The following is a 21153-nucleotide window of genomic DNA, read 5'->3' on the forward strand; positions in this document are numbered from 1 at the left end:
TCGCCCTACCGCAGGTCCCCCGCCAGCGACGCCAGCGTCTCCGCGCCGATCGCCACATGCGCCGGGTAGTGCGTGTGGTCGCAGCCGAGCTTGCAGGCCGCGCCAGCCCGCAGTGCTTCGCGCGCCGCGGGCGGCAGCTCGAACCGCAGGAAATGCACCGCCGAGGTCTTCTCCGCGGTCTCGCGGTCGAGGTCTTCGTCGGCGATCGCATAGACGCGCGCATGGCCTTCGACCTCGACGAACATGCGGTCCTCGACGCCGATCAGCCGCGCCAGCTCGCGCTTGCGCTCGTGCACGTCGGGGTACTCGATCAGCATCGTCGCCTTCCAGTTGCCGCCGTCGGGCAGCAGCGGCGCGTAGGCCTCGATCTCGCCGCGGATGCCGTCCTCGTCGAAGATCTTCTCGATGTGCAGCATCTCCTGGATCTGGCGCCGGATCGTCTGCTCGTCCTCGAACTGCACGGTGACGTGCTCGCCCAGCGCCACCGAGCGCAGCCGGCGGTGCGCGATGAACGCCGGCCGCTGCGCCTGGCGGATCTTCGCGTAGGCCTCCAGCGTCAGCAGGCTGTCGGGGGTGATCGTCGCGATCGGCATCTCGGCTCCCGATGCATTCCCGTCACAAGCCGTACGCGATGCGCACCAGGCTCAGCGGATGCGCCAGCGTCGCCGCCGGCGCGCCCTGCTGCGCGATGCCTTGCGCGATGTGGTGCCCCGCCAGCGCGCAGTCGGAGCTGATGTAGTCCGGCCCGTTGGCCGCCATCGCCTTGAAGACCGGCCTGCCGATCTTCATCGCGACCGGGTGGGTCGGCGTCTTCACGCCATAGGTGCCGGCATGCCCGGAGCAGCGCTCCACCGTGTTCAACTGCACCGTCACTGCCTGGCCGATCAGCTTCAGCAGCTCCTCGGTCTTGCGGCCGATCTTCTGCACCCGGCCGTGGCAGGGCACGTGGTAGCTGACCTTGCCGAGCGGCTGCTTGAAGTCGGTCTTCAGCAGGCCGTCCTTGTGGCGGGCCACGAGGTATTCGAACGGGTCGAACATCGCCTGCTGCACCCGTATCACGTCCGCGTCGCCAGGGAACAGCAGCGGCAGTTCCTGCTTGAACATCAGCGTGCAGCTCGGGATCGCGCTCAGGATCGCGAAGCCGTCCTTCGCGTAGCGCGCCAGCACCGGCACGTTGGCTTCCTTGTGCCGCGCCACCGCATCCAGGTCGCCGAGCTCCAGCTTCGGCATGCCGCAGCACGATTCCTTGTCGACGATCTCGTACGGGATGTCGTTGTGCGCCAGCACCTCCAGCAGGTCGTGGCCGATGCCGGGTTCGTTGTAGTTGACGTAGCAGGTCGAGAAGATCGCCACCTTGCCCGGCGTGCGCTCGCCGTTCGTGACCTGGGTCGCCGCGCCGCGCTTGTTCGCGCTCCAGCGGAAGCGGCTCGCGGCCAGCTCCGGCAGCCAGGCCTCGGGGTGCACCTGCAGCGCTGTGTCGAGCAGCCGGCGCATCGGCTTCGCGCGGTTCAATGCATTCGCCACCTGCACCACCACCGGGATGCCGGCGAACTGGCCGTGCACGTCGGTCGACGCGAGGAAGCGTTCGCCGGCCCCGACCCCGCCGCGCTTGAACTTGATGGCCTTGGCGCGCAGCATCGTGTGCGGGAAGTCGAGGTTCCACGGGTGCGGCGGCACGTACGGGCACTTCGTCATGTAGCAGAGGTCGCACAGGTAGCACTGGTCGACCACCTTCGCGTAGTCGGCCTTCGCGACGCCGTCGACCTCGCCGGTCGAGCTGTTGTCGACCAGGTCGAACAGCGTCGGGAACGACTGGCACAGGCTCACGCAGCGCCGGCAGCCATGGCAGATGTCGAAGACGCGCTCCATCTCGTGGAGGCAGGCCCCCTCGTCGTAGAACGAGGGGTTCTTCCAGTCGACAGGATGGCGTGTCGGCGCCTCGAGGTTCCCTTCGCGGGTCATGCCGTCAATCGACGAGGGCGTCCAGGGCCTTCTGGTAGCGGTTCGCGTGGGATCGCTCGGCCTTGGCCAGCGTCTCGAACCAGTCGGCGATCTCGTCGAAGCCTTCGGTGCGCGCCTGTCGCGCCATGCCCGGGTACATGTCGGTGTACTCGTGCGTCTCGCCGGCCACCGCGGCCAGCAGGTTCTGCCGGCTCGAGCCGATCGGCAGCCCGGTGGCCGGGTCGCCCACCGCCTCCAGGAATTCGAGGTGGCCGTGCGCATGGCCGGTCTCTCCCTCGGCGGTGGAGCGGAACAGCGCCGCCACGTCGTTCTGCCCTTCGATGTCGGCCTTGTTCGCGAAGTAGAGGTAGCGGCGATTCGCCTGCGACTCGCCGGCAAACGCGTCCTTCAGGTTCTGCTCGGTCTTCGATCCTTTCAATCCCATGGCGCTCTCCTGCTGGTGGATGTGAAGTGGATGCAAGCGTCCCTTGCGTTCCCCCTGCGGTCAGGAGGACCCGCGAACCCTAGCGCGACCGCCGGTCGCCGGCAAATACAAAGCTTCAATGCAGTGCATAGCAGGCGGCTATGTTTTCTGCGGGTAAACGAGCCTGTCAGCCCAGCCCGAGCAGCTGGCGGGTCAGCTGGTTGAGCCGGCCGTCGGGCGACGCCAGGTCGTGCAGCACGGTCAGGTGATGGGTGCCGGCAATGCGCTCGCAGACCGGCACCGCGCGCTCGCCCCAGGCGGTGCGGATGGCGTCGTTCTGCAGCAGGAATTCCTCGCTCTCGTCGGCGCCGACCGCGGCGCACAGCACACCGTTCGGCGCCGGCATCGCCACCGGGCTCAGCTTCGCGGCCAGCGCCGGCGTGAGCCGCAGGTCGGCCGCCAGGAAGGGCGTGCGGCGCACCGGCTCCAGGTCGAACACGCCGCTGATCGCCAGCGCACCGCGCACCAGATTCGGTGGCAGGTCGGCGCCCAGCTGGCGCCATTCGCAGTTCAGCAGCATCGCGGCCAGGTGGCCGCCGGCCGAATGCCCGGCCACGATGATGCGCAGCGGGTCGCCGCCGTACAGCGCCGCGTGGCGCCACACCCAGGCCAGTGCCTGCGCCATCTGCAGCGCGATCGTGTCGATGCCGACCGGCGCGTCGGGCGTGCCCGGGCACAGCGCGTAGTTCGGCACCACCACCATCGCGCCGGCATGCACGAAGGTCGGCGCGACGAAGGAATGCTCGGACTTGTCGAGCGAGCGCCACCAGCCGCCGTGGATGAACACCAGCACCGGGGCGCCGGCGCGCGGCGACGGGAAGATGTCCAGCGTCTCGTTCGGGCCGTCGCCATAGGGCACGTCGAGCCGGCGCGACATGCTGTCGCGCGACAGCGCCGACGCCCGCGCCCAGCGCTCGAAGATATCCGGGTGCTCCGGAATGCGCGCCCGGTTGTTGTATTGCTGGTCGAGGCGGTCGGGGTCGAATCGGGCCATGCGGTCTCCGCGGTGCCGGCACAGGGGTGCCGGATGGGTTGTTTCTAACCCGGCCGCCGCCGCAGGGCAAGCCGGCGCAGGTCACCGATCGAAACCGGTGCAACCGCCACGCCACGGCAGAATGCGCCATCGCTACGAGGCCCGCATGCACGCACGCTCCCACCGCCCTTCGCGCGGATTCACGTTGATCGAACTGATGGTGGTCGTCGCCGTCATTGCCGTGCTGGCCACGCTGGCTGTGCCCAGCATGCAGGGCCGGCTGGTGCGCGGGCAGCTGGTCGAGGCGGTCAAGCTGGCCGACATCGCGAAGGCGCCGGTCGCCGCCGCCTGGGCCACCACCAAGACCCTGCCGGTGGACAACGCTGCCGCCGGGTTGCCGGCCAGCGACAAGATCGTCAGCACGCTGGTCAGCGCGGTGGCCGTCGAATCGGGCGCGATCCAGATCACCTTCGGCAACCAGGCCAACGGCGCGATCCGCGGCAAGACGCTGACGCTGCGCCCGGCGGTGGTCGAAGACGCGCAGGTCGTGCCGGTCTCGTGGGTCTGCGGCAACTCGCCGGTGCCGGCCAAGATGACGGCCAAGGGCCTGAACAAGACCGACGTGCCGCCCAATTTCCTGCCGGTGAACTGCCGCTGAATGCAGGCCAGGGCCTTGGCACGAAGATCGCTTTGTTGAACTCGCCTGGCCGGGAAAACCGCGCCAGGCGGTCGTCCCCGGCCGTTTCGGGGCGATCCGGAAACATGGAGTTCACATGATTGACAAACAACGTCACCGCGCCCGCCCCGTTCCCCACGGCTTCCTGCCGAACTGGGTGCTGGTGGTGCTCGCGACCGGCGCGATGGCCCTCGTCGGCTTCGCCCATTCGTTCGTCTGAGCGGTCCTCTTCCCCACTGATCGATCGCGTGCATCTCCGGAGCCGTGAAGGCGCCGGGCGGCGATAGACTGCGCGAGGCCGCACCGGCCGCTCGCACCGTCACCCCGCCCCCATGTACGCGCCATTCTTCGGGCTCAAGCAGGAGCCCTTCTCGATCGCCCCGGATCCGCGCTACCTGTTCATGAGCGAGCGGCACCGCGAGGCGCTCGCCCACCTGCTGTACGGCGTGCGCGGCGGCGGCGGCTTCGTGCTGCTGACCGGCGAGATCGGCGCCGGCAAGACCACCGTCTGTCGCTGCTTCCTCGAGCAGATCCCGAAGCGCTGCAACGTCGCCTACATCTTCAACCCGAAGCTGACGGTGTTCGAGCTGCTGAAGACGGTCTGCGAAGAATTCCGCATCCCGTACCAGCACCAGGGCCCGGGCGCGCCGACGGTGAAGGACTACCTCGACCCGCTGAACGACTTCCTGCTGCGTACGCACGCGATCGGCTTGAACAACGTGCTGATCATCGACGAGGCGCAGAACCTGTCGCCCGACGTGCTGGAGCAGCTGCGCCTGCTGACCAACCTCGAGACCACCGAACGCAAGCTGCTGCAGATCATCCTGATCGGCCAGCCGGAGCTGCGCGACATGCTGGCGCGGCCGCAGCTGGAGCAGTTGGCGCAACGCGTGATCGCGCGCTACCACCTGAAGGCGCTGAGCGAGAAGGAAACCTCGCAATACATCCGCCACCGCATGGCGGTCGCCGGCATGCGCACCGCGCTGCCGTTCGACCGGCCGGCGCGCCACCGCATCTTCCAACTGTCGCGCGGCGTGCCGCGGCGCATCAACCTGCTGTGCGACCGCGCGCTGCTGGGAGCCTACGGGCAGGGCCAGCCGCGCGTCGACGAGGCCATCGTCGACAAGGCGGCGGCCGAGGTGTTCGGCTCGGCGCACGACGACGACGCGACACTGCCGGCCGGCTCGCGCTTCGCGCATGCGGCGCGCTGGGGGCTCGGCGCCGCCGGTGCAGCGGCGCTGCTGGGCATGGTGGCCTGGGCGGTCGACGGCCGGCTCGGGCGGCCGTCCAATGGCACCCCCGATGCGCAGGCCTCGCAGTTCCCGGCCTCGGCCGCCAGTTCGCCCGACAAGGCACGGCCCGCGGTCGCGGCCGCATCGGCCGCCACGCCCGCCGCGCCGCCGGCGAGCGCGGTGTCGCTCGACCTGCGCGACGGCCTGAAGACCGCCTGGCGCACGGAGAAGGAGGCTTGGCGCGAACTGGCCCCGGCCTGGAAGCTGGCCGCCGACCTGCCCGACCCCTGCGCCAGCGCGCAGCGCGAGAACCTGCTGTGCTTCCGCACCGTCGCGACGCTGGCGCTGATCCGCCAGCTCAGCCGCCCCGGCATCCTGCTGCTGCGCGACGACGCCGGGCAATCGGTCTTCGTGCTGCTGACCGCGCTGACGCCGCAGACCGCGACGCTGCGCGCCGGCGGCGTCTCGCAGACGGTGTCGCTGCTGTCGCTGGCCAAGGTGTGGCGCGGCGATTTCGCGACCTTCTGGCGTGCGCCCGAGGGCTACCAGTCGGCGCTCAGCGAAGGCAGCGGCGGGCCGGTGGTCGAGGCGCTGGCCACGCTGGTTGCGCGGGCCGACGGCGCAAGCGCACCGAGCGGCGCGTCATCGTTCAACGCGGCGCTGAAATCGCGCCTCGCCGCCTTCCAGGTGGCCTGGGGCCTGAGTGCCGACGGCGTCGCCGGTCCCACCACCTTCATGCAGCTCAACCGCGCCGCCGGCGTCGACGAGCCGCGCCTGCAGGCCGATGCCGGCCTGGTCCACTGAAAGGCATTGCGATGTCCTACATCCTCGATGCCCTGCGGCGCGCCGATTCCGAACGCGAACGCGGCCGCGTGCCCGGCCTGCACGCCCAGCCGGCCAGCGGCACGGCCGATGACGACGACCTGCCGGACGGCCGCGGCGGCATGCGCTGGGGCTTCGTCGCGTCGCTGCTCGGGCTGGCGCTGGTCGTCGTGTTCGCATGGATGGCGTTCGGCCGCGACAAGCCGATCGAGGTGATCGTGTCGGCACCGCCGCCGCTGGTGCAGCCGCAGCCGGTCGCGCCGGCGCCGGTGGCAACCGCGGTGCCGACGCCCGAGCCGGTGCCAGCGCCGGTACAAGAGCCGGTCGCTGCCGCCGCGCCGGCGACACCCGCGCCGGAGCGCGTCGCCGCGGCCGCCAACAAGCCGCAGCGCAAGCCGGCCCCGGCCAAGCGCGAGCCGGTGCGCGCCGTCCCGCCGCCGGACGAGCCGAAGGCCGTGCCGCTGAGCGAGCTGCCCGAGGATGTGCGCCGCCAGCTGCCGACGCTCGCGATCAGCGGCGCCACCTACTCCGCGAGCCGCGCGAACCGCATGCTGATCGTCAACGGCCAGCTGTATCACGAGGGCGACATCGTCGCGCCCAACCTTCACCTGGAGCAGATCCAGCTCAAGTCGGCGGTGCTGCGCTACAAGAGCTGGCGCTATTCGGTGGGGTATTGAGCCCGGCGTTCCCGGATTGGCATCCGGGCTACTGGATGCGGGGTAGGCTGCGGCCTTCACGCGCCACAGGAGATCCGGCATGAGCGACAAATCGATCCTCGACCACATCAGCGCCCTCGTCGACGAGGAGCAGCAGCTGCGCGACGGCGCGACCGCGCCCGGCCAGAACGCCGAGCGCATCCGACACATCGAGCACCAGCTCGACCAATGCTGGGACCTGTTGCGGCAGCGCCGCGCGAAACGCGAGTTCGGCGACGACCCGTCGAGCGCCCGGGTGCGCGACGAGAAAACCGTCGAAGGCTACGAGGGCTAGACGCCACTTCACACGGACTTCATCCGGCGTTCGACGACGCCAAGGACAGTGCGCCGGTGCCCACCACCGCGCGCCTCGCGCACTGTCCATGTCCCACCTCATCGTTCACGGCGGCCAGCCCTTGTCGGGCCGCATCGTCCCGTCGGCCAACAAGAACGCGGTGCTGCCGATCCTGTGCGCCACGCTGCTGACGCGCCAGCCGGTGCGCCTGCGCCGCGTGCCCGACATCACCGACGTGCGCAAGATCCTCGAGGTCTTCCGCTCGCTCGGCAGCCGGGTCGAGGTCGACTTCAAGACCGGCCTGCTCGACCTGCACCACCGCCACACGCACTTCGACGAGACGCTGCACCGCCTGCCGCAGGAGATGCGCTCGTCGATCATGCTGGTGCCGCCGCTGCTGGCGCGCTTCGGCGTCGCCCGCATCGAGAACGACGTGCAGGGCTGCACGCTGGGCGTGCGCGAGATCGATCCGCACGTCGAGGTGCTGCAGCGCTTCGGCGCACGCGTCGAGCACCGGCCCGATGCGCTGATCGTGCGCAACGACGGCCCGCTGCGCGCCGCCGACCACTGGCTCGACTACGCGTCGGTCACCACCACCGAGAACTTCGTGCTATGCGCGGCGCTCGCCGACGGCAGCGCGACGCTGATGAACGCCGCCTCCGAGCCGCATGTGCAGGAGTTCTGCGAGTTCATGCGCCAGCTCGGCGCGCGCATCGAAGGCTGCGGCACCTCGCGGCTGACGATCCACGGTGTCGACGCGCTCGGCGGGACCGACTACAGCTTCGCCGACGACTTCCACGAGGTAGTCACCTTCCTCGCGCTCGGCGCGATCACCGGCGGCGACGTGCGGGTGCGCAACACCGCGCCGCACCAGTTCCCGCTGATCGACCGCAGCTTCGCGAAGCTGGGCGTGCAGGTGCTGCATGAAGGCGGCTGGTCGCGCACCGTCGTCGACGGCCCGCTGCGCGTGGCCGAGCCGTTCACGCAGAACATGCTGCCGAAGATCGAGGCCGCGCCCTGGCCCTACCTGCCGGTGGACCTGCTGCCGATCTTCATCGCGCTCGGCACGCGGGCGCAGGGCAGCGTGATGTTCTGGAACAAGGTCTACGACGGCGCGCTCGGCTGGACCTCGGAGCTGTCGAAGTTCGGCGCACATGCGTTCCAGTCGGACCCGCACCGCATCGTGACCTTCGGCGGCAAGCCGCTGTCGCCGGCCGAGGTCGAGAGCCCGTACATCATCCGCGTCGCGATCGCGCTGCTGATGCTCGCGGCCAGCATCCCCGGCCGCTCGGTGATCCGCAACGCCGGGCCGATCCGGCGCGCGCACCCGCAGTTCGTCGAGAACCTGTGTGCGCTCGGGGCCAGGATCGAATGGGAGTCGGGCGACTGATTCAGCGCGGCTCGGCGGCAAACACCAGGTCGGTGCGCCATTTCGACATGTCGGGTTCGGTGTCCGGCCCGTCGAGGTAGAACTCGTAGCGCCCGGCCCACACCTCCGCGTTGCCGCGCGGCTGCTTGCGCCATGCCACGTTGTGCTGCTGGCCCCAGGCGAGCAGGAACGCGGTGGCCGGCATCAGCTCCTCGGGGTGGCCGGTGTGGCGCATCGTCACATAGGTGCCGGCGGGGACGCTGCCCGACTGCACCCGGGCATCGCCCGCGGCCGGCTTGCGGACGATGGTGCCGACGTCGATCTCCATCAACCCGGCCATGTCGATCACGTTGTAGCGGAAGAACAGCGGACCGACCGGCGGCACGTCGTGCGCCTGAAGCCACTCGAACAGCTGTGGGATCAGTGGCACCACTTTCGTTCCGATCTCGCCCATCGACACCTCGGTGCGGATGAACATGCAGGCCTGCTCGGTGCGTTGCTCGAAGCGCGGGGTCGTGAGGGTCGTCATGCGGGGGCTCCCGATGGAGGCTGATGAATGAGAGGGCAGTGTCAAATCGGCAAGGCGCGCTGTCAAATGTCGAGGGAACGCCCTCACGGCAATGGTGACTCAGGCAGGGTCATCAAACCGATCCACTTGGCATGAGCCTCACCCCCCGAACTCTCCTCTCCTCTCGGAATCGTTCGATCTCCGCTCCGCCCTGCCTTGCCGCACCCAGGAACCCAAGCATTGCCTCGCAGAGGCGACGCGCGAAAAGCACGTGCTCGGTCAGCCTCGCAGCGCCTGCTCCACAGACAGCGCAAGAGATGATCGACGGTCTTCTGAAGGAAGTGAAGTCCACTCAAATTGAGCTGCGACGCCGGGACTTCGATTTCGACGTGAAGCTCGGCGACCACGGATTCGAATGTGTCGTGCTCCGCGGGGCCTTCGACATCTGTAAACACGCAATCTTGCTGTTGCGCCATGCCTTTGCAGTCGAGACCACTGGAGCCGATGGCTTGGCCAAACCCGTGTGGCATTTTCTGGCTGAAAAACTCGGTGTGCCCACCCGTGGCGTCGACATGCTGTCGGACATCGAGCACGTCATGGAGCACGATCCCGAGTCGTTTGGAGAACTTCACGAGATCAGAACTGCACTGATCGACTTCGACATCGAGCCCGGCCGGACCCGAATCGCCAGCATGGCGGAGAACCTCAAGCGTCGACTGGAGGACACCCCGCTTCAACAAAGAACGCGGAAACAGGCGTTGGCGCTTGTTCAGGCAAAGCTGTTGCTCGACGGCTTTGCATCCCCTGCTCATACGGTGGCCGCAACGCACCAGCGGCTGACAAAGCTGCAGGCGATGATCGACTACCTTCCTGAGGAGGCGCAGGTCGCACGACTCGAGTTGTTCCATCGGGGCTTCGATTTCGAAACAAGCCTCAGCACCGGCAGACTGACATGTCACGTGCATGGCGGCCGCTTCGTACCTGAGAAGCATGCCCATCTGTTGTCGCGCTACGTCGTCGTTGTCGACGCTTGTGGGCATGCGCCACTGGCCAGACCTGCGTGGGGGCTTCTGGCCGAGGCATTGGGCGTGGTCACTTCGGAAGACGGCGTACTCTCGGACATCGCGCGCTTCATTGAGAACCATCCAGAAGAATTCGCAGCCAACCACCACTTCAAGATCGCGCTGACGACCTTGGGCGAAGGGCCGGCCCGCGCTCGAGTGGCCTCGATGGCGCAGGGGATCCTTCATCGACTCGCGGGCATCCAGCAAAGATCACGGAATCAGACACGGGCACTGATCCAGGCAAAGCTGTTGCTCGGGAGTTTCACGGACATCTTCCACGAGCTGTTCAAGAACGATCCGATTGCCGCATGCTCAGTGGCTCGCACGCTTGCATATCGCCACCATGAAGGAGCCAGTGCCGCACGCAGAGCGGCGATCTTGCTCGCCGCCGATGTGGCCTGGCCGCTCATCATCGCCGAAACAGGCCCTGGAACGCCGCTAGACCAGCCATCCAAGGACCGCCTCGACGCTCTATATTCGGCCGTCAAACCTCTCCTTGCTGCGCTGAGCTATCGGCTCGAAGGAGCATTGGAGGTCCTGTTTTCTATGCCACGCTCCCTTCACGCCACAGATGATGGCCTGCTCAATCTGGTCGGAATTTTTGCAAGAGCGCAGCCAAGCAATGCGGACGAGAAGGATTTGCTTGAACAGCTGAGGGCAGCGTTGTTCAAGATTTTCATGGAACACTAGTCGACTCAATCCCCATCCGCATCGGTGAACTCGATCGTCACCTTCCACGCCGTCGCGATCGGCGGGTCGATCACCGCGCGCAGCGCGACCAGCGCCTTCACCGGCGCCGCGATGCGCGCCGGCGTCCAGGTCGCCGCGTCGACCGGCAGCGCCGCGATCGACTGCCGCACCGCCGCCACCGCGCGGCGCAACGCCGGCCCATGCGGCTTGCCGAGCCCCTGTTCGGCCAGCACGTCGTCCAGCCCCCAGCGCGGCCCGCCCTGCGTGTAGGCCAGCCCCGGCGTCTGTCCGAGCAGCAGTTGCGCGACGCCGTCCACATGCGCCAGCAGGAACTCCCGCGTGTGCTTCGTGCGCATGCTGTCGAAGTTCTCCAGCGCGTCGCGCTGCCCCGGCACCTGCAGCGCCTGCGCGCGGGCCGCCTTCTCGAGCTTCTTGCCGCGCAGCAGCTCGATGCTGCCGACCAGCAGGTTCAGGATCAGCTTCTTCGCCGCCGGCACGTCGGGCGGCGTCGCCGAGCGCCAGCGGTCGGCCTCGGCGCGCCAGCCGGCCAGCAGCAGCCCCACCTCTTCCATCAGCGACATCGCGATGCGCAGCGTGTAGCGGCACAGCACCGGGCCGCGCATCACCGGCGCGTTCGGCTCGCTGCCGGCCGGGAACAGCAGCCATTCGAGCGCCGGCAGCCCCTTCACCGCGGTGCCCCAGCGCTCCATCGCGTCGGCCGCCGCGGTGCCGGTCATCGGCGCCGTCGCGGTGACGGTGGCCGCCTGCTGGATCACCTTCGGTCGCGTCGGCCAGAAATCGATCGCCTTCGAACTGCGGCGCGCCAGCGTCGGCCCCATCTGCAAGGCCTCCAGCCGGCGCCAGGTCCGCATCGCCTGCAGCCACAGCGCCTGGCAGTCCTTCAGCTGGGCCGGCGTCAGGTTGCCGCCGGCCGCCATCGCCGCGTCGAGCACCGCGACCAGCCCGGTCGCGCTGCGGTCCAGCGCCTCGTAGGCCGGCACCGCCCACTGGTCGTGCAGCATCTGCATCCAGGCGACGAACGGGTCGGTGGCCGCGCTTGCGCCGACCGGAGCCGCCGAGACGGCGACAGCCGACGCCAGCCGCAACAGCAGCTCGCGGCGCGCCAGGGCGGCGCGGTGCGGTGGGTGGACCGGGCTCGGACGCATCGGCAGATTATGGACAAAGTCACACTCCGCGCGCGCTTTTCGCCCGCGGCGGCCGCCCCCCTGCCCGAGGGGCGACCCCCTGCCCGGGTGGTGTTTTCTGCCAGATCCCTATGGTGCAATGCGACGCCTTTCCCCTGGCCGGGAGCCGCGAGACGCCGCGGCCCGACCCCGCCGAAACCGCCCGCATCTCCCGCCGCATGACCCGACCCGACGCCTCCGCCGCCCCCGCCTCGTTGCCCTCGCGCAACCTGACGGTCGACGGCCTGCGCGGCATCGCGGCGATGCTGGTCGTGCTCTACCACCTCTACCTCAACACCGAGACGCTGCTGCGCCCCTTCGTGCCCGACGGGCTGCACGCGCTGATCGGCAGCTTCGGCGCCACCGGCGTCAACGTGTTCTTCGTGCTCAGCGGCTTCGTGATCTCGATGAGCCTGCGCGACGCGCCGCTGTCGGGCCGCTATGTCGCGATGTTCGCGCTGCGCCGCTCGGTGCGGCTCGACCCGCCGTACTGGGCCACCATCGTGCTGTGCATCGCGATGGCCAAGCTGTCGGCGCTGATGTTCAGCGAACTCGCCGGCCGCGGCCAGTTCTCCACCGCGCAGATCGTCTCGCACCTGTTCTACCTGCAGGACATCCTCGGCTACGGCGACATCTCGGCGGTGTTCTGGACGCTGTGCATCGAGCTGCAGTTCTACCTTGTGCTGGTGGTGATCCTGACCGCCGCGCACGATCCGGCGCAGCCGCGCAGCCGTCCGATCCTCGCGATCGCCGCACTCGCCGCGCTGTCGCTGGTGCTCGCGGTCGGCCAGATCAAGCTGCCGGTCGACGGCCTGTTCGTGCGCTACTGGCACATGTTCGCGCTGGGCACGCTGACCTGCTGGTGCGTGTTCGGCGACCTGTCGTGGCGCTGGTGGTGGGCGCTGGTCGGCGTCGAGCTCGTGGTGGTGTTCGGCAGCGCGCCGTCGCTGCCCCACCTGGCGCCGGTGCTCGCCGCGCTGGTGCTGGTGCTGTCCAGCCGCTGGGTCGCGGCGCGCGGCTGGCTCGGCAGCGCGGTGCACCAGTTCCTCGGCAAGCTGTCGTACAGCCTCTACCTGATGCACCCGATCGTCGGCTGGAGCACGATCTCGGTGCTGAAGAAGCTGTTCGGCGACCACCCTTCCGTGCCGCTCGGCCTGCTGTACATGGCCTGCGGCATCGCCACCAGCCTCGTCGCCGCGTGGATCCTGTACCGCGCCGTCGAGCTGCCGGCCATCCGCTGGAGCAGGAAGGTGCCGATGCCCCGCGCCCCCGCCCCCGCGGTGCATGCCGCCGTCGCGACCTGACCCTGCCCTTCCCATGTCCTCCACCTCCACGGAAGTCGGCCGCTTCTTCAAGCACTCGGGCATCTATGCCATCGGAAATGCGCTGAACCGCGTCGGCGCCTTCCTGCTGCTGCCGATCTACACCCGGCTGCTGACGCCGGCCGAGTACGGCACGCTCGAAACCCTGTACCTGGTCTCGTCGGTGGTGTCCGGCGTGCTCGGCGTCGGCATCGCGCATGCGACGCTGCGCTTCTACTTCGACTACAAGGACGCCGCCGACCGCCGCGCGGTGGTCAGCACCAACCTGATCGCATCGATCGCGATCTCCACCGCCGGGGTGCTGGTCGTCGCGCTGTTCTCGACGCCGCTCGCCGGCTGGCTGTTCAAGGGCCAGGGCATCTCGAACCTCGGCGGCGCAATGCACTGGATGCTCGCCACCATCGTGTTCGAGCTCGCGTCGCAGGTCGGCCTGGCCTATGTGCGCGCGGTCGAGCGCTCGATGCTGTTCATCGTCGTCTCGTTCGTGAAGCTGGTGGTGCAGGTGATCGCCAACTCGGTCGCGCTGATGCACTTCGACGCCGGCGTCGAAGGCGTGATGGCCGGCAACTGCCTGACCGTCGGGCTCGGCTTCGCGGTGCTGTCGTGGGTGACGCTGCGCGAATGCGGGCTGCGCTTCGAATGGGCCAAGCTGATGCCGGTGCTGCGCTACAGCCTGCCGCTGCTGTGGACCACGATGGTCGGCATCGTCGCGAGCACCGCCGACCGCTTCCTGCTTCAGTCGCTGGTGTCGCTGGAGGCGCTGGGCATCTATGCGTTGGCGCTGAAGCTGTCGAAGCTTGCGTCCGACCTGGTCGGCGAGCCGATCAACCGGGCCTACGGCGCGTTCCGCTTCACCATCATGGAGCGCGACGACGCCGGCACCATCCAGGCCCAGGTGGTGCGCTACCTGGCGGTGATCCTGTCGCTGATCGGGCTGGCCATCGTGCTGTTCGCCGGCGACGCGCTGCGCCTGATTGCCGCGCCCGCCTACTGGAGCGCCGCGCGCTACCTGCCGTGGCTGGTGCTGGCCGCGGTGCTGCAGGTGCTGACCTACCCGCTGCAGACCGGCATCTACTACCAGAAGCAATCCAGCAGCATCTTCCACATCGCGATCGCGGCCTGCATTGCCGGCCTGGTGCTGGGCGTGCCGCTGATCTGGGCCTTCGGCATCCTCGGCGCCTGCCTGTCGGTGCTCGGCGTTTCCATCGTCTCGGTGGTGATGACCGACCGCATCAGCCAGCGCTTCTTCCCGGTGCACTACGAATGGCGCAAGCTCGGCACGCTGCTCGCGCTGGTGGTCGCCGTCGCGGTCGCCGGCCAGCTCGCCGACCAGCTGCCGCTGCTGTGGAGCCTGCCGCTGCGCTTCGTGCTCGGCGCCGCTTTCCTGGTCGGCATCGTCGCGACGCGCGTGATCGAGCCGGCCGAGCTGGCCGCGGCGCGCGCGAAGCTGCTGCAGCGCCTGGGCCGGCCGAGCGGAGCAGCCGCATGAGCTTTGCCGTGCTCCCGATCTGGCTGTTCCTCGGCAGCCTGCTGGTCGCGCCGCAGCTGTGGTGGTCGCCGCTGCTCGGGCTGCGCGTCGACTACATCGTCTACCCGATGTGGGTCATCGTGCTGGCGTCGCGCGGCCGCTTCGGCGAGGTGTTCCGCTTCCGCACGCAGGACTACTTCTTCCTGTTGATGTACGTCTGGATCTTCCTCAGCGTGATGGTCGCCGGCCTCACCGACATCGGCCAGTTCTACCTCGTCTACTACGCGAAGCTGTTCCTGGTGTACCGCCTCGTCAGCGCGACCATCAGCGACGTGACCGACCTGAAGCGCACCGGCTATGCGCTGATCGCGCTCGCGCTGCTGATCGCGATCGAAGGCATCCAGCACATGAACAACCCCGAGGGCATCGGCTGGGCCGGGCAGAGCTTCGCGTGGATCGACGGCTCGGCGTCGTCGATCGGGCTGAAGTCGCGCATCCGCTGGATCGGCATCTTCGACGGCCCGGGCGTGTTCTGCGTGATGTTCACCGCCGCCGCGCCGTTCGCGTTCCAGTACATGGTGAGCCCGTATGCGCTGTGGCTGCGGCTGGTCGCCGCCGTCGGGCTGACCTTCCCGCTGCTGCTGGCGGCCTTCTACACCGGCTCGCGCGGCGGCATCCTGGCCACCGCGGCGATGGTCGGCATGTTCATCGTGTCGCGCTTCAAGATCAGCCTGGGCAAGCTGGTGCTCGCGGCGGCCTGCGGCGGCATCGCGCTGGCCGCGGCGCCGTCGTACCTGACCGAGACCAAGGATTCGAACAACTCGGCCCAGGGCCGCGTCGAGATGTGGGCGATGGGGCTGCAGATGGTGCAGGAGAGCCCGCTGTTCGGCGTCGGCAAGGGCAACTTCGCCGTCTACACCCGCAAGCTGGTCGCTCACAACTCCGCGCTGGAGGCGATGGGCGAGACCGGCTTCCCCGGCATGTTCCTGTGGATCGCGGTCATCTACATGGGCATCAAGCACATCGTCGTGCGGCTCAAGGAAGCCACCGAGCCGACCGAGCGGCAGGCGCTGCTGGCGGTGCTGATGAGCCTGTCCGGCTACCTGATCAGTTCGCTCTTCGTCTCGCTCGAGACGGAGATCATGTATTTCCTCCTGGGAATGACGGCCGCGGTGGGCCGCTTCACCACACAACCCGTGAGATTCACCCGCAAGGACTTCATGATCATCGTGGCCTTCCAGGTCGCGTACTACATGGCCTTCAAGGTGTTCATCATGGGGTACTACTAGCAGTCACGGAGCGAGGGGACACCATGGGCGGCAAGCAGGCAATGCTGGCGAGATGGCTGGAGAGGGCCGGGGTGACGCGCGCGCGCCTGCGCAGCGGGCCGCGCGGGCTGACCATCCTCGCGTACCACCGCATCCAGGACCTGGCCGACGAATCCCGCTTCGCGGCCGACCCCGAGCTCATCAGCGCGAGCGTCGCCGAATTCCGCCGCCAGCTCAGCTTCCTGCGCGAGCACTGGAACCCGATCGGGCTGTCGAGCGCGATGGACGCGATCGAGCGCGGCCGGGCGCTGCCGCCGCGCAGCGTCGCGATCACCTTCGACGACGGCCACCTCGACAACTACACCCACGCTTTCCCGCTGCTGCGCGAGATGAACGTGCCGGCGACCATCTTCCTGTCGACGCTGTACATCGGCAGCCGCGATCCGTTCTGGTTCGACCGGGTGTCGACGCTGCTGTTCTGCGCACCCGCCGGCACGCTGCGGCTGCCGCTGGCCGACGTGACGCTGCAGCTGTCCGACGTGGCGTCGCGCCGTGCCGCCTCCGACCGGCTGCTGTCGGTGCTGAAGCGCCTGGCCGACGACCGCCGCCGCGACGCGCTGCAGGAGCTGGAGGCGCTGCTCGGCCACCATGCCGCGCCGGCCGAAGCGGCGCCCGCGTCGGCGCTGAACTGGGACCAGGTGCGCGAGATGACGCGGCACGGCATCGAATTCGGCTCGCACACCGTCACCCACCCGGTGCTGTCGATGCAGACCGAGGAGCGCGTGCGCTTCGAGCTGTCGCAGTCGCGCGAGACCATCCGCCGCGAGACCGGCCAGAGCGCCGACCTGCTGGCCTATCCGGTCGGCAAGACCTACACCTTCAACGACCGCGTCGTCGCGATCGCGAAGGAATGCGGCTACCGTGCCGCGCTGGCCTACATCGACGGCGTCAACGACCCGAGCTGCGCCGACCGTTTCGCGCTGAAGCGCATCGCGGTCGAGCGCTACATCCCGCATCCCCTGTTCATGGCCCGCATGACCTTTCCCGGAATCTTCGTCTGATGGCCGAGCTCGCGATCCCGTCCATGACGCCGCCGCCGATCTCGCAGCCGGCCGACCTGCACAACGCCCCGCCCTGGCAAGAGGGCTGGGAGCTGCTGGTCGGGCCGCTGGGCGGCCGCTCCGTCGTCTGCCTCGACGACGGCGGCCCGGCCGTCACCGCGTTGGCGCAGCGCTGCGCACGGGTGCGCGTGCTGGCCGCCGACGGCCGCAGCGCCGACGAGCTCGCGCAGCGCGTGCGGGCGCACGGCTGGTCGCATGTCGAGGTGATCGCGCTCGAGGACTTGCAGCGCGCTGCGCCGATCGCGTTCGACGGGCTGGTCGTCAGCGACCTGAGCGGCCGCGCGCTGGCCAAGGTGCGCGGCGGCCTGGGCCGGCTGCTGGCGCAGGCGCGCCCGCTGCTGCGCGATGGCGCCTTCGTGCTGCTGGCCACGCCGAACCGCTTCGGCCTGAGCCGCGAGCGCCTGGCCAGCGGCCTGCGGCGCGGCGCGAGCGCCTGGCCGTGGTTCACGCTCGCGTCGCAGTTGCGCCGCCTGGGCGTGCGCGCGCCGCGCGTGCACCCGCTGCTGCTGAACGAATACGCCGGCATCAGCGAGGCCATCGCACCCACCGGTTACCTGCCGACCAAGAACCAGGGCCTGACGCGCGAGCGCATCAAGCAATGGCTGTGGGGCCCGCGCGCCGCGCGCTGGTTCGCGCCGGCCCTGGCCGCGGTGGGCTGGATCGGCGACCCGCAGCCGGGGCTGATCGATGCGGTCGCGCTGACGCTGCAGGCCGGCGGCCACCAGTTCCACTGGGTGCAGTACCTGGTGCTGCTGAGCGGCAAGGTGATCGCGACCTTCCGGCCCGATTCCGACCGCGAGACCTCGCGCGTGGTTGTCGTCACCCGCGACCCGCTGGCGGTGGCGCGCCGCGTGCAGGAGGCCGAGAGCCTGCGCCGCCTGCATGCGATGCTGCCGGCGCACCTGGGCGTGCTGCTGCCGCGCGTGCTCGACCGCTTCAAGCTCGACGGCAACGACTGCTTCGTGCTGCAGCACATGCGCGGCGTGACCGCCGATGCGCCGGTGCCGGGGCTGGATCGCGTGACGCGCACCGCGCAGCGTTTCCTGCTGGCGCTGCACGAGGTGACCTGCGTGAAGCGCGTGATGGACGACGAGGCCTGGGAGACCAGCCTGCAACCGATCTTCGACTCGGCCGTGCTGCGCAACCCGCAGTCCGCTGCAGCGCTGCAGCGGCTCGGGCAGCACATGCGCGAGCACGTGCTCGGCCACGTGTGGCTGGACGTCTGCAGCCACGGCGATTTCAAGATCGAGAACGTGATGTACGACCCGCAGACCTGCGAGATCACCGGCGTGATCGACTGGGAGCATGCGATGCTGTGCGGCCTGCCGTACATCGACATGGCCTACCTGCTGACGTACAACCGCATGCTGGGCGGCGAGAGCTGGCTGCAGGCGGCGCGCGCACTGTTGACGGGCCGGGTGAGCCCGAACGAGCTGGCTGTGGAAGCCGAGTACTGGCGCGCAACGCGGCTGCCGGAGCGGCTGGTGCCGGTGCTGCGGACGCTGGTCGTCGTGCACCACATCGGCTGCCGCTGGCACGGCCAGTGGTCCACGCAGGCGAGTGCCGAGCTGAATGCGCTGATCGAGAGCTGTGTCGAACTGCTGCTGCGCTCGCCGATGCCGGCGGCGCTGGCCAGCGTGCTGCCGGGTGCGCCGGTGCCGCGCACGGCGGCGCGCCCGTTGGGCTGACGATGAAACGAATGACGAGAACGACCCCGAGATGAAACCGATCGTCCTGCTGAGCATTGCCGCGGTGCTGTACCACTATGCGGTCTACCCGGCGCTGGTGCTGCTGATCGCGCGCTGGCGCGGCCGGGGCGCCGCGGCGCTTTATCCTGCGACCCCCGAGGGCAGTGCGCAGTGGCCGCGCGTCACGCTGCTGATCGCCGCGTACAACGAAGAGCGCGTGATCGAGGGCAAGATCCTCAACTCGCTGGAGCTCGACTATCCGCAGCCGATCGAGCTGATCGTCGTCTCCGACGGGTCCAGCGACAGCACGCCGCAGATCGTGTCGCGCTACGCCGACCGGGGCGCCGTGTCGATGCACCTGGCCCCGCGCCGCGGCAAGACGGCCGCGCTGAACCGCGGCGTGGCGGCGGCCACCGGCGAGATCGTGGTGTTCTCCGATGCCAACAATGATTTCAACCGCGACGCGCTGAAGGCGCTGGTGCAGCATTTCGCCGACCCGGCGGTGGGCGGTGTGTGCGGCGTCAAGCAGATCCGCGAGGCCGGCGACCGCGAGAGCAGCGTCGGCGACGGGCTGTACTGGCGCTACGAATCGGCGATCAAGCTGGCCGAGGGGCAGATCGGCTCGATCACCAATGCCGACGGCGAGATCTTCGCGATGCGCCGCGGGCTGTGGCGGCCGATTGCCGAGGACATCATCAACGACGACGCGCAGATCACCTTCGACATCGTCGACCAGCGCAAGCGCATCCTGTACGAGCCGGCGGCGCGTTCCACCGAGTACGCATCGATCCGTATCGAGGACGACTTCTTCGTCAAGGTGCGCATGGTGGCGGGCGGCTTCCAGACCATTGCGCAGCAATGGCGCCGGCTGCTGCCGCCGCTGTCATGGTTCGCGCTCGCCTACCTGTCGCACAAGGTGCTGCGCTATCTGGTGCCGCTGTTCCTGGTGGCGATCGCGATCGGCTCGCTGTGGCTGGCCGCGACCGGCGAAGCGGCATACCAGGCGCTGGTGGTGCTGCAGCTGCTGTTCTACGGCACCGCGTGGGCCGGCTGGCTCAGGCTGCGGCGCGGGCCGCTGCCGACGGCGCTGTACGTGCCCTTCTATTTCTGCACGATGAACCTGGCCGCGCTGCTCGGCTTCGTGCGCTTCGTGACCGGCAAGCAGGGCACGAGCTGGCGAAAGGCCCAACGATGATGGTCGCGATCCTGTTGCTCGTTGCCGTCGTCGTGATCGCCGCGGGGGCCGGCGTGGTCTGGCGCCTGCTGCGCTCGCGCCACATGGACCTGTGGATCGCGAGCTACCTGCGGCAATGGCCGCGCCGGCTGCGCGGGCGCAACGCGGCGCACACCCATGTGCACTTCTGCTTCGCCGACCACTACGAGCCGTTCTGGCACAAGCCCGACCTGGCGACCGCGCGCGCCCGCGTCGACCGCTGGATGGAACGCTACCCGACGATCGCTGCCGAGCACACCGACAGCAACGGGCGCCATCCGCAGCATTCGTTCTTCTACCCCGAGGAGGAGTACGACGAGGTGATCCTCGACCAGCTGGCCGACCTGTGCCGGCGCGGCTTCGGCGACGTGGAGGTGCACCTGCACCACGACAACGACACGGCGGAGAACCTGCGCAAGACGCTGACCGGTTTCACGACGCTGCTGCACGAGCGGCACGGCCTGTTGCGCAAGGACCCGGTGACGGGCCAGGTGCTGTACGCCTTCATCCACGGCAACTGGGCGCTCGACAACTCGCGGCCCGACGGCCGCTGGTGCGGCGTGGACAACGAGCTGGACGTGCTGCACGAGACCGGTTGCCGCATGGACATGACGCTGCCGTCGGCGCCGAGCGACACGCAGACGAGCAAGATCAACTCGATCTACTTCGCGCACGGCGAAGCGGGCTGCTGCAAGTCGCACGACCACGGCCGCGATGCGCGCGTCGGCGACTGGCTGCAGCACAAGGAGCTGCTGATGGTGCAAGGCCCGCTGGCGCTGAACTGGAGCGACCGCAAGGCCGGCATCATGCCGCGCATCGAGTCGAGCGAGATCTCGGCCGACGCGTTGCCGACCGCGGCGCGCATTGCGCTGTGGGAGCGGGCCGCCATCGGCATCGAAGGCGCCGAGAACCACCTGTTCATCAAGGTGCACACGCACGGCGCCGAGGAGCGCACCGCGGGCGCGCTTCTCGACGGCGGCATGCAGCGCATGTGGACCGAGCTGGAAAAGCGCTTTCGCGACCGGCCGGGGTTCTCGCTGCACTACGTGACGGCCTGGGAGATGTACCAGCAGATCGAGCGGCTGTGCAAGAACGAGCCGGTGAAGGCTTCTTCGATGCGGGCGGAGGTTGTGGCGTGAG

Annotated in this window: 20 protein-coding genes; 14 read left to right on the forward strand and 6 right to left on the reverse strand. The window is 69.0% G+C overall.

Annotated features, from left to right (window positions below; genetic code table 11):
* Positions 1–5: 5 nt before the first annotated feature.
* The 4 genes from FHT26_RS03890 to FHT26_RS03905 all read right to left on the reverse strand — a co-directional run bounded on the left by FHT26_RS03890 (position 6) and on the right by FHT26_RS03905 (position 3419).
* Entirely contained in the window at positions 6–593 is a 588-nt protein-coding gene (locus tag FHT26_RS03890; protein WP_168558871.1) for a DUF3501 family protein, read from the reverse strand.
* 22 nt (positions 594–615) lie between these two features.
* Complete coding sequence (locus tag FHT26_RS03895) at positions 616–1962, reverse strand: (Fe-S)-binding protein (protein ID WP_168558872.1); 1347 nt, start codon at positions 1960–1962, stop codon at positions 616–618.
* Positions 1963–1966: 4 nt separating this feature from the next.
* Positions 1967–2386, reverse strand: coding sequence for a rubrerythrin family protein (locus tag FHT26_RS03900; RefSeq protein WP_047510032.1), 420 nt, complete (start codon positions 2384–2386; stop codon positions 1967–1969).
* Between the two features lie 166 nt (positions 2387–2552).
* Positions 2553–3419: an alpha/beta hydrolase gene (locus FHT26_RS03905; protein WP_168558873.1), complete on the reverse strand. Its 867-nt coding sequence runs from the start codon at positions 3417–3419 to the stop codon at positions 2553–2555.
* Between the two features lie 145 nt (positions 3420–3564).
* On the opposite strand from FHT26_RS03905, the gene FHT26_RS03910 reads away from it, so the two are divergent.
* From FHT26_RS03910 to FHT26_RS03930, 6 genes are all read left to right on the forward strand, one after another.
* Positions 3565–4056, forward strand: a complete 492-nt coding sequence (locus tag FHT26_RS03910; RefSeq protein ID WP_168558874.1) for a pilin — start codon at positions 3565–3567, stop codon at positions 4054–4056.
* Positions 4057–4171: 115 nt separating this feature from the next.
* Positions 4172–4294, forward strand: a complete 123-nt coding sequence (locus tag FHT26_RS30245; RefSeq protein ID WP_255358683.1) for a hypothetical protein — start codon at positions 4172–4174, stop codon at positions 4292–4294.
* A gap of 112 nt (positions 4295–4406) precedes the next feature.
* Positions 4407–6110, forward strand: a complete 1704-nt coding sequence (locus FHT26_RS03915) for an AAA family ATPase (protein ID WP_168558875.1) — start codon at positions 4407–4409, stop codon at positions 6108–6110.
* An 11-nt stretch (positions 6111–6121) separates the two neighbouring features.
* Positions 6122–6805 carry a general secretion pathway protein GspB gene (locus FHT26_RS03920; protein ID WP_168558876.1) on the forward strand — a complete coding sequence of 228 codons (684 nt, stop codon included), beginning with the start codon at positions 6122–6124 and terminating at the stop codon, positions 6803–6805.
* Positions 6806–6884: 79 nt separating this feature from the next.
* Complete coding sequence (locus FHT26_RS03925; RefSeq protein ID WP_168558877.1) at positions 6885–7118, forward strand: DUF2630 family protein; 234 nt, start codon at positions 6885–6887, stop codon at positions 7116–7118.
* Between the two features lie 88 nt (positions 7119–7206).
* Positions 7207–8508, forward strand: coding sequence for a UDP-N-acetylglucosamine 1-carboxyvinyltransferase (locus tag FHT26_RS03930; RefSeq protein ID WP_168558878.1), 1302 nt, complete (start codon positions 7207–7209; stop codon positions 8506–8508).
* 1 nt (position 8509) lies between these two features.
* Here FHT26_RS03930 and FHT26_RS03935 read toward each other — a convergent pair whose 3' ends face one another.
* Positions 8510–9016, reverse strand: coding sequence for a GyrI-like domain-containing protein (locus FHT26_RS03935; RefSeq protein WP_168558879.1), 507 nt, complete (start codon positions 9014–9016; stop codon positions 8510–8512).
* Positions 9017–9312: 296 nt separating this feature from the next.
* On the opposite strand from FHT26_RS03935, the gene FHT26_RS03940 reads away from it, so the two are divergent.
* Positions 9313–10749, forward strand: a complete 1437-nt coding sequence (locus tag FHT26_RS03940; RefSeq protein WP_168558880.1) for a hypothetical protein — start codon at positions 9313–9315, stop codon at positions 10747–10749.
* A gap of 5 nt (positions 10750–10754) precedes the next feature.
* Here the strand turns inward: FHT26_RS03940 and FHT26_RS03945 are convergent, their stop codons facing one another.
* Entirely contained in the window at positions 10755–11915 is a 1161-nt protein-coding gene (locus tag FHT26_RS03945) for an imelysin family protein (protein ID WP_168558881.1), read from the reverse strand.
* Positions 11916–12112: 197 nt separating this feature from the next.
* Here FHT26_RS03945 and FHT26_RS03950 point away from each other — a divergent pair, with 197 nt between their 5' ends.
* The 7 genes from FHT26_RS03950 to FHT26_RS03980 all read left to right on the forward strand — a co-directional run bounded on the left by FHT26_RS03950 (position 12113) and on the right by FHT26_RS03980 (position 21152).
* Complete coding sequence (locus tag FHT26_RS03950; protein ID WP_168558882.1) at positions 12113–13237, forward strand: acyltransferase family protein; 1125 nt, start codon at positions 12113–12115, stop codon at positions 13235–13237.
* 13 nt (positions 13238–13250) lie between these two features.
* Positions 13251–14744 (forward strand): lipopolysaccharide biosynthesis protein, encoded by a 1494-nt coding sequence (locus FHT26_RS03955; protein WP_168558883.1) that lies wholly within the window; start codon positions 13251–13253, stop codon positions 14742–14744.
* The gene (locus FHT26_RS03960; RefSeq protein ID WP_168558884.1) at positions 14741–16012 is read left to right on the forward strand and encodes an O-antigen ligase family protein; all 1272 of its coding nucleotides are present in this window, start codon (positions 14741–14743) and stop codon (positions 16010–16012) included. Before FHT26_RS03955 ends, FHT26_RS03960 begins: the two co-directional genes overlap by 4 nt.
* A gap of 71 nt (positions 16013–16083) precedes the next feature.
* Positions 16084–17052, forward strand: a complete 969-nt coding sequence (locus FHT26_RS03965) for a polysaccharide deacetylase family protein (protein WP_168558885.1) — start codon at positions 16084–16086, stop codon at positions 17050–17052.
* Positions 17052–18800, forward strand: coding sequence for a phosphotransferase family protein (locus FHT26_RS03970; RefSeq protein ID WP_168558886.1), 1749 nt, complete (start codon positions 17052–17054; stop codon positions 18798–18800). Before FHT26_RS03965 ends, FHT26_RS03970 begins: the two co-directional genes overlap by 1 nt.
* A 31-nt stretch (positions 18801–18831) precedes the next feature.
* Positions 18832–19995 (forward strand): glycosyltransferase family 2 protein, encoded by a 1164-nt coding sequence (locus FHT26_RS03975; protein WP_168558887.1) that lies wholly within the window; start codon positions 18832–18834, stop codon positions 19993–19995.
* Complete coding sequence (locus FHT26_RS03980; RefSeq protein WP_168558888.1) at positions 19992–21152, forward strand: hypothetical protein; 1161 nt, start codon at positions 19992–19994, stop codon at positions 21150–21152. Before FHT26_RS03975 ends, FHT26_RS03980 begins: the two co-directional genes overlap by 4 nt.
* Position 21153 lies beyond the last annotated feature (1 nt).

Source organism: Rhizobacter sp. SG703, assembly GCF_012275445.1.
Classification (GTDB): Bacteria; Pseudomonadota; Gammaproteobacteria; order Burkholderiales; family Burkholderiaceae_C; genus Rhizobacter.